Raw genomic sequence first — 13,678 nt, forward strand, 5'->3', positions numbered from 1 at the left:
ACGTTTTTGAACCCTTGGCTGGCAAAGTGCACCGGTCAGGGAGTCGTAATGCAGACCGCCGGAAAGTCGCAGAGTAAAGGATCGGGAATAGGCCGTCACATCACCGTCACGGGCGTGCTTTTTTCCTTCGCGGTCATCGTCGCCGTCGTCACCGTCATGGTGCTGACTGCGCTCGAGCGCGTGACCGAAAACGCCAATCTCCTCGATGACGAGCGCTCGCGCGAAACGACGATCGGCGCGGTGAAGACATTCGAGGATCAGCTCGGCGCGACGCTTGACGATTATGCCGCCTGGAACGATGCCGCCGCCAACGTCTACGCGCCGGACGGTATGGCCTGGACGGTGAGCAATTACGGCGAGATGTCGGTCAATAGCTCGCTGTTCGACATGGCGATTGTCGTCGATGGCGAGAAGAAGGCGATTATGACCTATCGCGACGGCAAACCGATGGAGGAGCCGCTCACGGATTTCTTCGCGCCGTCGCTCTGGATCCTGCTCGACAGGGTGAAGGCGGCCGGCCCGGCCGATCGTCCTCAAGCGGTCGGTTTCGTTACCACCAAGCGGGGCATTGCCGCTGTCGGCGTGGCATTGGTGCGGGAAAAGTCCGGTGCGCTGGACGCGCCCGCCGGCCAGCACCGCTATCTTATTTTCGCCCGCCACATCGATAACGACAGAGTGGCCGCGCTCGGCCAGACCTATGTCATCAGCGGGCTGAGGCTGGCGCCGCCGAGTTTTGCTGCCGACTATCTCGTACCGATCGTCGATCCGACGGGGGCGACGATCGGCAAGCTCGTCTGGGCCTCGCGGTCACCCGGCGATATCGCCTATGCGCAGGTGCGGCCGATGGTCATCCAGGCGCTCGGCCTCGTCGGATTGTTTTTCGTGGTGCTGCTGGTTATCGGCTGGCTTGCCGGCCGCCGCCTGAAGGCGGAGGAAGGCAGCGCTCGCGAGGAGGCGCTACGCGACAGGCTGAGCGGCCTTTCCAATCGGGACGGTCTCGGGCTCGCCGTCGATCGTTTTGTCGTCGAGGCAGGCCAGACCAGGCGCAACGTGCTGCTTCTTTATCTCGACCTCGATGGCTTCAAGGAAGTCAATGACAGCTATGGCCACGGCACCGGCGACCAGTTGATCCGGGCGGTCGCGGCCGGGCTCGATGTACTCATTCCGCAAGGTGCGGTTCTCGCCCGCATCGGCGGCGATGAATTTGCGATCGCCTTTCTCTCTGACAGTGAGAATGCCGCCGCCCTGCAGCTCGCCGAGCAGATCCTCGATTTTCTGGTCGAGCCGCTGGAGATCGGTCGTCGTGTCGTCGTCGTCGGGGCAAGCATTGGTATCGCCATGTCGCCTTCCGGGACGATCGGGCGTGAGGAGCTGGTGCGGCGTTCCGACCTTGCCATGTACAAGGCGAAGGAGGCCGGCCGCGCGCGCATGACGCTCTACGATCCATCGATGGACGCCGATCGAGAGCAGCGCAATGCGCTGGAGCTCGATCTCCGGATCGCCATCGAAAGCGGCGACCTGACGCTCGCCTACCAGCCGCTGATCGATGCGAGCACGCATGCGATGACCGGCGTCGAGGCGCTGGTGCGCTGGAACCGTCCAGGCCATGGTCCTGTTTCGCCCGAGCTGTTCATCCCGATCGCCGAGACCAGCGGCCTCATCGAATCGCTCGGCCTGTTCGTGCTGCGCAAGGCCTGTGAGACGGCCAAGCAATGGCCGGAACTCAATGTCTCGGTCAACGTCTCGCCCGGCCAGTTCCGCAATCCCGCCTTTACCGACTATGTGCGCTACGTGCTGAAGCAGACGGAGATCGAGGCCGGCCGCATCACGCTTGAAATCACCGAAGGCTACATGATCCAGAATCCGCAGCGCACCCGCCAGTCGATCGAACGGTTGAAGGGGCTGGGGGTCAAGGTGGCGCTCGACGATTTCGGTTCCGGCTTCTCCTCGATCGGTTACCTCAGGCAGTTCGGCTTCGACCGCATCAAGATCGACCGCTCGCTGGTCATGGGTGTCAACGACAAACGCCAGCGCGAGATGCTGCAGGCGACGGTAGCGCTCGCCCGCTCGCTCGACATTCCGGTGACGGCCGAAGGCATCGAGACCGAGGAGCAGGCGATAGCCATGCGCCTTTTCGGCTGCGACTGCCTGCAGGGCTATTTGTTCGGAAAGCCCGTGACATCAGACCTTATCACCGAGATGCTGAACGAGCGACGTGCAGCGGAGCCGGAAGCTCGGCGCCGCATCGGCGCAGCCTAAGCAGCGGCCTGATCCTCAGGCAGCAAGGTTGATCAATCAGAATCCTGGCTCAGCTGCCGATATGTCGCTGGCCGCGCTTCTTCGCCAGGGCGATCTGGTGCTGACGCTGACGGTAACGCAGCCGGTCTTCCTCCGTGCGCGTGTCGTAGCAGTGGCTGCAGGAAACGCCTTCCTCGTAAAGCGGCGAAGTCATTTCCTCGGCAGTGATCGGGTTGCGGCAGGCGTGGCAGAGCCGGTGTTCGCCTTCCTTCAAACCGTGCTCGACGGACACGCGCTCGTCGAAGACGAAGCAGGCGCCATCCCAGAGGCTTTCCTCCTGCGGCACTTCCTCCAGATATTTGAGGATGCCGCCCTTCAGATGATAGACCTCGTCGAAGCCCTCCGCCTTCATGAAGGCGGTGGCCTTCTCGCAGCGTATGCCGCCGGTGCAGTACATGGCGACCTTCGGCTTGTTGTGCAGACCGGGATTGTTGCGCACCCAATCGGGAAATTCACGGAAGGTCTTGGTCTTCGGGTCGAGCGCGCCGCGGAAGGTTCCGATCGCCGTCTCGTAGTCGTTGCGGGTGTCGATGACGATGGTGTCGGGGTCGGAAATCAGCGCGTTCCAATCCTTGGCAGCCACATAGGTGCCGACCACCTTGTTGGGGTCGATATCTTCGACGCCCATGGTGACGATTTCCTTCTTCAGCTTCACCTTCATGCGCAGGAAGGGCATTTTCGAGGCGCGGCTTTCCTTGTGCTCCAGGCCCGAAAATTCCGGCTGGGCGCGCAGGAAAGCGAGCACGGCGTGAATGCCGGCATCCGGGCCTGCGATCGTGCCGTTGATGCCTTCATGCGCCAGAAGCAGCGTTCCCTTGACGCCGTTCTCCTCGCAAAGCGTCTGCAAGGGCGCCTGCAGGTCGGCAAAGCGCGGCACGGAAACGAAATGGTAGAGTGCGGCCACGAGGAACGGGCTGGTGTGTGTCAGGCTGTCGGTCATAGGCCGGAAATACAGAAAATCGGCGGGCCGCGCAATTGCCTTCGCCAGTGGCGGCCTTCTCTCAGTTTCCAGCCATCAGCCAGAGAAGCTCGATGCGCTGGGCTTCCTCGTCGGCATCATCGGCGAAGACAGCTTCGGCTTTGATCAGCGCTTGCCGCCGGTCTTCCTGCTGGCGGAAGATGATGATGTCGAGCAGATGCGCCAGGTCGTCATTGCGGGTGAAGAGCTGCGGTTCGGCTTCGACCAGTTCGGAGAGCACGGTGAGATCGTGGATGTGGCCGAGATCCTCGGCGAGCTCCCTGGCCGCATCGCGTTTGGCCTTCATCGCGCCCGGCCAGACGTCGCGCAAAAGGGCATGGTAGAGCCGATAGTCGTAGGTGCGTTTGCGCAGAGTGTGGAAATCGTCGGCCGATGCCTCGCCATGGCAAGCCGCAAGCGCGGCTTTGGCCTTCCGCGCGGTGCGGCGCCAGCTCTTCGCCAGCATGCGGGCATTCTTGCGATGGCCGCCATTAAACGAGACTTCATCCAGCGCGGCGATCGCCTCCTTCAGTGCGTCCGATGTTTCCGTCAGCCGCTGTTCCAGGCCGCTTTCGGCTTCCGCCATCCAGTCACGGCGCCCTTCGAGAATGGTGACGATGCGGCCGAGCGCCTCGCTCTCCTCTTTCCCGCGGGCTGCGTGCTGCAGATATTCCGCTGTGCCGATGAGGGCGGCAGCGTCGCGGATCGCCGAAAGCGAGCGTGCGACATCGCGCAGCCTTACATTTTCATGGGCCTGGAAATCCGGCACCTCGCGGGCCACGAGGCGGTAGAGCGACCGTAGTCGTTTCAGGTTCTTGCGGAAGGAATGGATTGCCTCATGCGCGCCGTCCGGCCGCTCCTCGAGAACCGTGACGGCGTGTTCCAGCTGCTCGGTGGCGACGTTGCGAAACGCCTCGGTAAAATCGGCGTCAGGCCGAATGCGATAAGCCATGCCTGTCGTGCCCGTATTCTGTGGCAAGGGCCTGGTTGGAATAGCGGAAATCGCCGGTCACTTCGCGGCCGAGCCAGGTGGGCAGGGCCGGATCATCGGTTTCTGCCGTCATCTCCACCTCGGCGATCACCAGCCCGCGATGCTCGCCGGTAAAGACGTCGACCTCCCAGACGAAGTCCTCATGCGGAACGCGATAGCGCGTCTTCTCGATGACGACGCCGATCGCGTTCTGCAACAGCTCTTCGGCATCGGCGATCGGGATGTCATATTCGAATTCGTCACGGGTGATGGCGCTGCGGCCGATCTTGATCGTCAGTTTCGCCTTCCTGCCGTCGAGGATGCGCACCCGGACGGAGCGGTCGTCCATCGAGGCAATATAACCCTGCCTGAGGACAGACTTCGTCTCGACGGCGGAACGCCATCCATCGCTGCGTACAAGAAACTTCCGCTCGATCTCTTTCGCCATACCGGTGAACCTTTTGTGACGATTGCGGCACGGTAGCCCAATTTCCACGCATTTCATACCCTTCTCGGCATGCGGTCCGGTTTTATCTCGACAAGGTTCCGCGGGGGCGTTATTCGGGGTCCGAATTCAATCGTTTCAAGGAGGTCGCGCGACCATGGGCGAGAAAACAGAGAAGCTCCTTTCCATCCTGAAACTCCAGCCTGTCGTTCCGGTCTTGATCGTCGACGATGCGAAGACGGCGGTGCCGCTGGCCCGTGCGCTCGTCGCGGGCGGCCTGAAGGCGATTGAGATCACCATGCGCACGCCGGCGGCGCTCGAGGCCGTGCGCGCCGTCGCCGCAGAGGTCGAAGGCGCCGAAGTCGGCGCCGGCACGATCCTCAATGTCGCTCATTGGGAAGCCGCCGTCGAGGCCGGTTCGAAGTTCATCGTCAGCCCCGGCACGACGCAGGAGCTGCTCGATGCGGCTGCGGATTCCGACGTGCCGCTGCTTCCCGGGGCCGCGACCGCCAGCGAAGTCATGGCGCTGCGCGAAGAAGGCTACCAGGTGCTGAAATTCTTCCCGGCCGAGCAGGCTGGCGGCGCCGCCTATCTCAAGGCGCTGTCCTCGCCGCTTGCCGGCACGCTGTTTTGCCCGACCGGCGGTATTTCGCTGAAGAATGCCAATGATTATCTCTCGCTGCCGAACGTCATTTGCGTCGGCGGCTCGTGGGTGGCGCCAAAGGAACTGGTCGCGGCCGGCGACTGGGCCGGCATAACCAAGCTCGCGGCAGAGGCGGCGGCGCTGAAGGCCTGAGTTTCGGCAAGGGCGGGTGAGCCTCACGGCTCAATCCCGCTTCCCAAGTTTGTATTTCAACCGTCGCAAACCTATGTTCTCCTCCAGCTTCAACAGGGAGATGACGAGGAATGTTCGACGCAAAAAAGCTTCTCGACCAGTTCTTGGGTTCGCAGGTGCCGGGTCTCGGCGGCTCGGTCCGCGACAGGGCGGGTGATGCCGTTCAGACGGCCAGGAACAATCCGCTGGCGACAGGTGCGATTGCAGCCGCGCTTCTCGGCACCAAGACCGGTCGGAGTATTGCCGGCAATGCACTGGCGATCGGTGGTCTTGCCGCGATTGCCGGCCTCGGTTACCAAGCCTACAAGAATTACCAGGCCGGGCAGGCCCCGGCTGCCCCTTCCGATGCACCGTCCGCCAATAATCCGGTGCTTCTGCCGCCGCCTGCCGAATCCGGTTTCGGGCCGACGTCGCCTGCCGGCAGCAATGAATTCGCCCTGGTGCTGATCCGCGCGATGATTGCCGCCGCCAAGGCCGACGGCCATATCGACGATGCCGAACGCGCCCTCATCATGGAGAGGGTCAGGGCCGCCGATGTCAGCGGCGAGGCTGCGGCCTTCGTCGAGCATGAACTCGCCTCGCCGACGGATATCGATGCGCTGGTCGCTGCGGCGGTGACGGAAGAACAGCGCGTCGAGCTCTACACCGCCTCGCGGCTCACCATCGAGCCGGATTCACGCGCCGAGCGCGGTTATCTCGACCTGCTCGCAGGCCGCCTCGGCCTTGCCGACCAGCTGGTCGACCATATCGAGGCGACGGTATCCTCCGCCAAGGTGACCTTGTCACAGTGACATCTAGGCCGGTTGCCTTTGTTGGGCGGCTGGCCTATCCACTCTTCCGAAAAGGGGAGTGAAGATGCGCGATCTTGCTAATTTCAAGGGCTGCCCGGCGCCGAAGCCGGTGACGCTGAAGGGCCGTTTCGTTACTGTCGAGCCCTATCGGCGCGCGGAACATCTCGAGGCGCTGTGGGACGGGCTTGGCGGCATGGGCATCAACCCGCTGCTTCTCTATTTTGCCCAGGACGATTTCTCCGATATCGACGATTTCGCCAATTGGCTGGAAACCGTCAATACCAAGTCCGGTTGGCTGACCCATATCTTCCGCGACAACGCCACCGGCAAGATTGTCGGCATGGCGAACTATATGCGCGCCGACCCGGCGAACGGCGTCGTCGAGATCGGCGGGGTGGCGCACGGGGCCGAGATGAAGCGGTCGCCGCTGTCGACCGAGGCGCATTACCTGATGGCCAAGCATGTCTTCGAGGATCTCGGCTACCGCCGCTACGAATGGAAATGCGACAATAAGAACGAGGCGAGCAAAACGACGGCTACGCGTTACGGCTTCAGCTTCGAAGGGGTCTTCCGCCAGCACATGATCTCCAAGCATCGCAATCGCGACACCGCCTGGTTCTCGATGATCGATGCCGAATGGCCGGTGATCAACGATGCCTTCGAAGCCTGGCTTTCGCCCGGGAATTTCGACGCCGAGGGCAACCAGGTTCGCCGCCTGCAGGATATCCGCGCCGATCTCGAAAAGGAAAGGCTCGTATGAGCCCGGAAAGCCGCTCGCAGGCAACCGCCGCCGGCATCATCCTGCTTAGCGCTGCCCTGGTCATCTATTTCCTGCCGACCATCGTTCTGTGGATCGGCAACTTCTCGCCGACGTTGGCGATCGTCGTCGGCGTCTGCCTGATCATGGCGTTTTTCGCTGTCTTCTGGTTGCGGGCTCGTTACCAGCGCAGCCGAGGAAAGTAGCTTATCCCTGCAGCGAGGCCCCAAGCAGCAGGGCGCCCATCAGCATGACGAGCACGGCGCCGAGGATTTCGATGGCATTGCCGACCCAGATCGAGGCGGGCGAGCCGCGTCCGGAGAGGCGGACGGCCGCGCTCTTGGCAGTGACGGCAAGTGTGGCAAGCAGGGAAACGGTAATCGCCGTGCCGAGCGACATGGCGACGACCGAAAGCACGCCGCCGAGATAGAGCCCGTTCAGCAGTGAGAAGGTCATGACCAGAAGTGCGCCGGAGCAGGGACGCAGACCGACGGCAACGATCGCCGACCAGGCCTCGCGAACGCTGAATCTGTCGCCGCCGAGCAGGGCCGGGTCGGGCACATGGGCATTGCCGCAGGTTTCGCAGACCATGCCGGGAACAAAGGTGTGGCCGGCTTCGACAGCCTGCGCCTTGCCGTTGAAGGCATAGGCCTGGCGTTCGGCTGCATTATCCTTCCAGTCGAGCATCATGCTGACCGGGCCGACAGGCGTCGCCATCAGCCGGCGCCGTGGCATATTGCCGGCCATCGAGCGCAGTTTTCGAAACAGCAGCCAGCCGCCGAACAGGATGACCATGACGAAGCTGGCGATCTCCATTGCGTGGGTCGCCTCCGTCAGCGTGATGCCGGTGCCGCGCAACACCAGCCAGGCGCCGCCGACCAGCGCCACCGCCATCACGCCCTGGACGAAGGCCGAAATGAAGGAAATCACCACGCCGCGCTTCAGCTCGACCTCGTTGGCGATCATGTAGGAGGAGATGACCGCCTTGCCGTGGCCTGGGCCGGCGGCATGGAAGACGCCGTAGGCGAAGGAGAGGCCGATCAGCGATGCCAGCTGCCACGGGTCTTGGCGCATCGCCTTCAAGGCGCCGGTCAACGCCCGATAGAAGGCCTGCTGTTCATAATTCACATAGAGCAAAAGCGGTGCGAACGGCCCGCCGGTCGGCTGGAAGCTCGGCTCCGCCGTGCCGATGCCGAGCGGAGATTGCGCATGGGCCAGACTTGCCGCCGCCAGGAGCGCAAGGACGACAGCGGAAAGGATGAGGGGCAGGCGTTTTCTCAGCATGTGACCTCCAGCCGGGTGGCGAAGAGTTTGGACATGTTGGTGCCGGTAGGATCGTTAAAGAAGGCGTCCGTCAGCGACTGTTTGTTTTCCGATATCACTTGGTCGGCATCGGGCCGCACCACCTGATGTTTGCAAGTCTTGAAGCCGTCTCCGACGATCGCAAGCTCACCGTCCGTGGGAAAGTCGATCGAGGTATAGAGCGTCGGGTCATAGACGCCGAAGCTGAGCCTGCCCTTGAGCGGCATCTTCTCGACCGGCTTCACCGCAAAGAACATCAGCAGTTGACCTTCCTTGTAGTCGACATGGATGATGTCAGGCTGCTGAACGGTGATGTTCTTCCCGTTGATCGTCAGGTTCATGTAGTAATCGTAGTCGGCAAGCGACTGCTTCACCGTCTTTCCGACCTCCGCGAGCTCGTTCGGCTCCAGCTTCAGGTCGGTGTTCTTGTCGAAATCCATGACCACGGAGGAAGAGAAGACCTCGTCGAAGCGCCAGACATTGCGCAGTTCCTCGACACTGCCGTCCTTGCCGGCCACGACTTCGAGGCGCGCTTCCACGAAGATGTGCGGATGGGCAAAGGCGGCGGCCGGCGCCAGCGAAAGAAGCGCCGCCATCAGTATCGTCGAATGTTTCATCTATTCCGCTGCTCTGTTCGGTGACCCTGACTTCTTGCCAGAAATTGGGACGGAATTGGGACGGGCTTCACTGGCGGATCCCCGATCGTCGCCGTCCGATCGTCTGAGCCACGTGGTCAACATGGAACCTGTTGTCGCATCATGGGTGCTTCTTGAACCAGTTGTGCAGGTAATCGACGAAGATCCTCACCTTGGCCGGCAGGTAGCGCCGGTGCGGGTAAACGGCATAGATGCCGCGGTCGGTGGGGATGTAATCGTTGAACAACGTTACCAGTTCGCCGCTCTCGATCGGCTTGCGGGCGATGAAATCCGGGATGAAGGCGACGCCGATGCCGGCCAGTGCCGCGCGTAATGTCGCATGCGGGCTGTTGACCTCTATCGGTCCGGAAACGGCAACGGCGAACGAGGTGTTGTCGGGATTGTGGAAGCGGATGCTCGCCTGGGTGCGCGCATTGGTATCGACGATGAAAGGGACGTTGGAAAGAGCCGTCGGGTGATCGAGATCGGGATAACGCTCGAGAAAATCGGGGGTAGCGCAGAGATGGATGCGGAAATCCGAGATCTTGCGGGCGATCATGCCGGAATCCTCGAGTTTGGTGATGCGGATCGCCACGTCGAAGCTCTCCTCGATCAGATCGACGAACCGGTCGTCGGCGGCAATCTCCAGCGAAAGGTCCGGATTCTCCTTGGCGAAATCGATCAGCGACTGGCCGACATCGGCATCGACGAAGGTGCGCGGCACCGAGATGCGCAGCCGTCCCTTGAGCTGCGCATTGTTCTCACGCACGAGATCGGCGAGGTTGTCGATCTCCTTCAAAATATCGGAGGCGGTGCGGTAATAGGTATGGCCGGCCTCGGTCATGGAGAACTGCCGGGTGGTGCGGTTGAGCAGCAGGGCGCCGAGCTCGTCTTCCAATTCGCGCACATATTTGGAGAGCAGCGCCTTGGAGCGACCGGTGCGCCGTGCCGCGGCGGAGAAGCCTTCGGCCTCGACGACATCGATGAAGGCGCGTATGCGGGTCAAGGTATCCATGGCACCCCTCAGGCTGTTTCGGAATGTTGAACAAATTGGCTCGTTTTGTTCAATAATTTTTTTAGCCCCATGATCAAAAAATCGCTTGATTATGAAGGCGAATATTCTTATTTCCCACTCAGCCCAAAGTCGCACGTGCCCATGGGTGTCCGCCGAACCCTCGAATTGGTGAGGAAATCGGTAAGGTACCTGGAATTAACCCCTCCAGTCGCTATTCCGGCCAACCGGAAAATGCGAGGACGCCTGAAGCAACGACGGTGCGGGCCTTTTTGTTCTCTCCCTGCTTTCCATCAGCGGGGGTTACTGAAGAGGCACACCATCATTGCCGGAAGTGCGGTTGGGATTCTCCCTCCAATCCATGGCAGACAAAGCCGAACTTACACCGCATCGCGGCGTTGGTTCACTATCTGCGCATCGAGCGCTTGCTATGGTTCCGGGGTCTCCACCGGCTGGTTCCAATGCGAGCTATCGTATGCCCTTTGTCCTCCGGTTCATGCCGGAGCTCTGGAATTGGAAGAGGGAATCGATATGACCACCCAGCGCATCCGCGACTTTCTCGCAACCCGACGTCCCGATGGTCCCTGCCTCGTGGTTGACCTCGACGTCGTTCGCGACAATTTCCACGCCTTCCGTCACGCCATGCCGGACAGCGCCATCTATTATGCCGTCAAGGCCAACCCGGCTCCCGAAGTGCTGAAGCTGCTCGCAGGCCTCGGCTCCAATTTCGATTGCGCATCCGTTGCCGAAATCGAAATGGCGCTCGAAGCCGGTGCGACCGCCGCCCGCATCTCCTATGGCAACACGATCAAGAAGGAACGTGACGTTGCCCGCGCGCATGCGCTCGGCGTCAGCCTCTTTGCGGTCGACAGCCACGAGGAAGTCGAGAAGATTTCGCGCGCCGCTCCCGGCGCCCGGGTCTTCTGCCGCGTGCTCACGGATGGCGAAGGCGCCGAATGGCCGCTGTCGCGCAAGTTCGGCTGCGTTCCGCAGATGGCTGTCGACGTTCTCGTCTACGCCCATCAGCTTGGCTTGCAGTCCTATGGGGTGTCGTTCCATGTCGGTTCGCAGATGACCAAGGTCGATGCCTGGGATTCGGCGCTCGCCGATGCCAAGCGCGTCTTCGTATCGCTTGCCAAGCAGGGCATCCACCTGCAGATGGTCAACATGGGCGGCGGCTTCCCGACCAAGTACCTGCGTGACGTTCCGTCCGCAGAAGCTTACGGCAAGTCGATCTACCAGGCGCTGCGCACGCATTTCGGCAACCAGATCCCGCAGACGATCATCGAGCCGGGCCGCGGCATGGTCGGCAATGCCGGTGTCATCAAGGCGGAAGTCGTTCTGATTTCGAAGAAGTCGGACAATGACGATGCCCGCTGGGTCTTCCTCGACATCGGCAAGTTCGGCGGTCTCGCCGAGACGATGGATGAAGCCATCCGCTATCCGATCCGTACGGAACACGACGGCGACGAGATGGAGCCCTGCGTCATTGCCGGTCCGACCTGCGATTCGGCCGACGTGCTCTACGAGAAGAACCTCTATCCGCTGCCGATCTCCCTTTCGATCGGCGACGAGGTCCTGATCGAAGGTACCGGCGCCTATACGACGACCTATTCGGCGGTCGCTTTCAACGGTTTCGACCCGTTGAAGTCCTACGTCATCTAAGGTCGTTTCCGCCGGCCCCGTAACCAGCCGGGGCGGCAATTTCACAATTTTCCTTCATCGCCGCTGATAACGGTATTGGGTACGGGAGGCCAAGATGGCCGCTGTTCTTGATTCTGTCCGCGCATTCTTTGCGCCTACCACTTTCGCCATCGACGCCGAAAATCCCTCGGATGTCGTTGCGCGTGAAAACCTGCTCGACCGCGTCATGGGCCCGGGTCGCCGCAAGAAGTCGTCGGAGAAGATCCGCCGCAACCGCGTCCCGGCCGAGGGTCTTGCGCTCGTCGCGCGCGATCGCGACGGCCATGTCATCGGCTCGGTGCGGCTGTGGAACATCGAGGCCGGCGTCAATGACGAAGGCACGCCGATCAATGCGCTGCTGCTTGGACCGCTCGCCGTTGCGCCCTATCAGGGCGGCAAGGGCATCGGCTCGGCGCTGATGCGCGCGTCGATTCTCGAAGCGAAGAAGCGCGGGCACGGCGCCGTCCTGCTCGTCGGCGACGCTGCCTATTACGAGCGCTTCGGCTTCTTTGCCGAAAAGGCTCGCCATCTTGTCATGCCGGGTCCGTTCGAACGCTCGCGCTTTCTGGCGCTCGAGCTCACGGAAGGCTGGCTTGACGGCGCGGCCGGCATGATCGTCCCCTCGGGACGCATGCTGGCCAGCGCCCCGGTTCGCCGCGCAGCCTAGCGCATCGACCCGAAAAGATGCGCGGACTGTAAGGCTGCGCCGACCGGCCGGCCAGGTTGGGAATTTTTCCCCCGGCTGGTAATATCCGCGCCGTTTGACCACGCAGGCAGGCGGGCCTGGTGTGGTTACGGCGCGGATTGTCTTTCTGGCGGGTGAAGCGGCGCGGCCGCTCGCTCCCGACACACGGAAACACAATCGCGTGAAATGGGTCGCCGGCCCGCGAACATATCGCGGCGATATCCTATCTTGCGTCGCATGATCCGCCTTCTTTCCCTTTTGCTTTTCTTCTGCCTGCCGCTTGCCGCAACGGGGCCGGCGACTGCTCAGAGTACGGCTTCCGGCGTCGGTGGGATTGGCCCGCGTCTCGATCGCTCGGCGAGCGACCCCGCGATGAGGCCTCTCAAGACGGTGATTGTCGCTCGCGACGGACGCGTGCTTAGCGAACGTGGGTTCCACGGTCATTCGCCCTCGGAATCGACCAATATCAAATCCGCTTCGAAGTCGATCATTTCGGCGCTGGTCGGTATCGCCATCGACAAAGGCCTGCTGACGGGGCCGGACCAGAAGATCGCGCCGATCCTGAAGGCCGATCTTCCGGCAGCACCAGACCCGCGCATCAACGACATCACCATCGGCAATCTTCTCTCCATGCAGGCGGGGCTCGATCGCATGTCGGGGGCGAACTACGGCCGCTGGGTCTCCTCGCGCAACTGGGTGCGCTTTGCGCTGTCGCAGCCTTTCGTCGATCAGCCCGGTGGCGAGATGCTCTATTCCACCGCATCCACGCATCTGCTTTCGGCCATTCTCACCAAGGTCGGCCGGCGGCCGACGCTGGTGTTGGCGCGCGAATGGCTGGGTCCTGTCGAAGGTTTCCGCATTGGCGCATGGGAGCGCGATCCGCAGGGCATCTATCTGGGCGGCAATCAGATGGCGATGAGCGCCCGGTCCCTGCTTGCTTTCGGCGAACTCTACCGCAACGGCGGCAAGACCGCCAACGGCCGCCAGATCGTCCCTGCCGACTGGATCTCCCAGTCGTGGCAGCAGCGCACCAACTCGCGTTTCTCTGGCGATGAATATGGCTATGGCTGGTTCACGCGGCAGATCGGCGGCGAGCAGGTGCATTTCGCCTGGGGATATGGCGGGCAGATGCTCTACATCGTGCCGTCGCTCGATCTCACCGTCGTCATGACCTCGGAAGAGAGCGGTCCGTCTGCCCGAAGCGGCTACAGCGACTTGCTGCACAGTCTGTTGGCGGACATCATCGGCTCGGTGCGTGCCGCCTGACGACAGGGCCGCGCGTCTTTCAGACGCGCTGTAGGACTTTG

Annotated in this window: 14 protein-coding genes; 8 read left to right on the top strand and 6 right to left on the bottom strand. The window is 62.2% G+C overall.

Annotation, left to right across the window (positions count from 1 at the left end; translation table 11 throughout):
- Window positions 1-48 precede the first annotated feature (48 nt).
- A complete protein-coding gene (locus GFM02_RS18670) occupies window positions 49-2,259 on the top strand; it encodes a putative bifunctional diguanylate cyclase/phosphodiesterase (protein ID WP_168322396.1) in 2,211 nt (736 codons plus the stop codon).
- A 49-nt stretch (window positions 2,260-2,308) separates the two neighbouring features.
- On the opposite strand, the gene GFM02_RS18675 is transcribed toward GFM02_RS18670, so the two are convergent.
- The 3 genes from GFM02_RS18675 to GFM02_RS18685 all read right to left on the bottom strand — a co-directional run bounded on the left by GFM02_RS18675 (window position 2,309) and on the right by GFM02_RS18685 (window position 4,674).
- A complete protein-coding gene (locus GFM02_RS18675; protein WP_168322397.1) occupies window positions 2,309-3,238 on the bottom strand; it encodes a rhodanese-related sulfurtransferase in 930 nt (309 codons plus the stop codon).
- A gap of 61 nt (window positions 3,239-3,299) precedes the next feature.
- Entirely contained in the window at window positions 3,300-4,208 is a 909-nt protein-coding gene (locus GFM02_RS18680; RefSeq protein ID WP_168272977.1) for a CHAD domain-containing protein, read from the bottom strand.
- Window positions 4,186-4,674, bottom strand: a complete 489-nt coding sequence (locus GFM02_RS18685; RefSeq protein WP_065281304.1) for a CYTH domain-containing protein — start codon at window positions 4,672-4,674, stop codon at window positions 4,186-4,188. The genes GFM02_RS18680 and GFM02_RS18685 overlap by 23 nt, the downstream gene beginning before the upstream one ends.
- A 154-nt stretch (window positions 4,675-4,828) precedes the next feature.
- Between GFM02_RS18685 and GFM02_RS18690 the strand changes: the two genes are divergently transcribed.
- The 4 genes from GFM02_RS18690 to GFM02_RS18705 all read left to right on the top strand — a co-directional run bounded on the left by GFM02_RS18690 (window position 4,829) and on the right by GFM02_RS18705 (window position 7,260).
- The gene (locus tag GFM02_RS18690; RefSeq protein ID WP_003543005.1) at window positions 4,829-5,467 is read left to right on the top strand and encodes a 2-dehydro-3-deoxy-phosphogluconate aldolase; all 639 of its coding nucleotides are present in this window, start codon (window positions 4,829-4,831) and stop codon (window positions 5,465-5,467) included.
- A 110-nt stretch (window positions 5,468-5,577) separates the two neighbouring features.
- Entirely contained in the window at window positions 5,578-6,297 is a 720-nt protein-coding gene (locus GFM02_RS18695; RefSeq protein ID WP_168322398.1) for a tellurite resistance TerB family protein, read from the top strand.
- Window positions 6,298-6,361: 64 nt separating this feature from the next.
- Complete coding sequence (locus GFM02_RS18700) at window positions 6,362-7,057, top strand: GNAT family N-acetyltransferase (RefSeq protein WP_168322399.1); 696 nt, start codon at window positions 6,362-6,364, stop codon at window positions 7,055-7,057.
- A complete protein-coding gene (locus tag GFM02_RS18705) occupies window positions 7,054-7,260 on the top strand; it encodes a hypothetical protein (protein WP_017962148.1) in 207 nt (68 codons plus the stop codon). Before GFM02_RS18700 ends, GFM02_RS18705 begins: the two co-directional genes overlap by 4 nt.
- Window position 7,261: 1 nt before the next feature.
- Here GFM02_RS18705 and GFM02_RS18710 read toward each other — a convergent pair whose 3' ends face one another.
- The 3 genes from GFM02_RS18710 to GFM02_RS18720 form a co-directional block, all read right to left on the bottom strand.
- On the bottom strand, window positions 7,262-8,338 hold the full coding sequence (locus GFM02_RS18710) for a nickel/cobalt transporter (protein WP_168322400.1): 1,077 nt from the start codon (window positions 8,336-8,338) through the stop codon (window positions 7,262-7,264).
- Window positions 8,332-8,973 carry a DUF1007 family protein gene (locus GFM02_RS18715; RefSeq protein ID WP_168322401.1) on the bottom strand — a complete coding sequence of 214 codons (642 nt, stop codon included), beginning with the start codon at window positions 8,971-8,973 and terminating at the stop codon, window positions 8,332-8,334. The genes GFM02_RS18710 and GFM02_RS18715 overlap by 7 nt, the downstream gene beginning before the upstream one ends.
- A 139-nt stretch (window positions 8,974-9,112) precedes the next feature.
- Complete coding sequence (locus tag GFM02_RS18720) at window positions 9,113-10,006, bottom strand: LysR family transcriptional regulator (protein ID WP_168322402.1); 894 nt, start codon at window positions 10,004-10,006, stop codon at window positions 9,113-9,115.
- Window positions 10,007-10,534: 528 nt separating this feature from the next.
- On the opposite strand from GFM02_RS18720, the gene odc2 reads away from it, so the two are divergent.
- From odc2 to GFM02_RS18735, 3 genes are all read left to right on the top strand, one after another.
- A complete protein-coding gene (gene odc2, locus GFM02_RS18725; RefSeq protein ID WP_025396064.1) occupies window positions 10,535-11,668 on the top strand; it encodes an ornithine/lysine decarboxylase in 1,134 nt (377 codons plus the stop codon).
- A 94-nt stretch (window positions 11,669-11,762) separates the two neighbouring features.
- The gene (locus tag GFM02_RS18730) at window positions 11,763-12,353 is read left to right on the top strand and encodes a GNAT family N-acetyltransferase (protein WP_168322403.1); all 591 of its coding nucleotides are present in this window, start codon (window positions 11,763-11,765) and stop codon (window positions 12,351-12,353) included.
- A gap of 255 nt (window positions 12,354-12,608) precedes the next feature.
- Window positions 12,609-13,637 (top strand): serine hydrolase domain-containing protein, encoded by a 1,029-nt coding sequence (locus tag GFM02_RS18735; RefSeq protein ID WP_168322452.1) that lies wholly within the window; start codon window positions 12,609-12,611, stop codon window positions 13,635-13,637.
- Window positions 13,638-13,678 lie beyond the last annotated feature (41 nt).

This window comes from Rhizobium leguminosarum bv. viciae (assembly GCF_012276115.1).
Classification (GTDB): Bacteria; Pseudomonadota; Alphaproteobacteria; order Rhizobiales; family Rhizobiaceae; genus Rhizobium; species Rhizobium leguminosarum_T.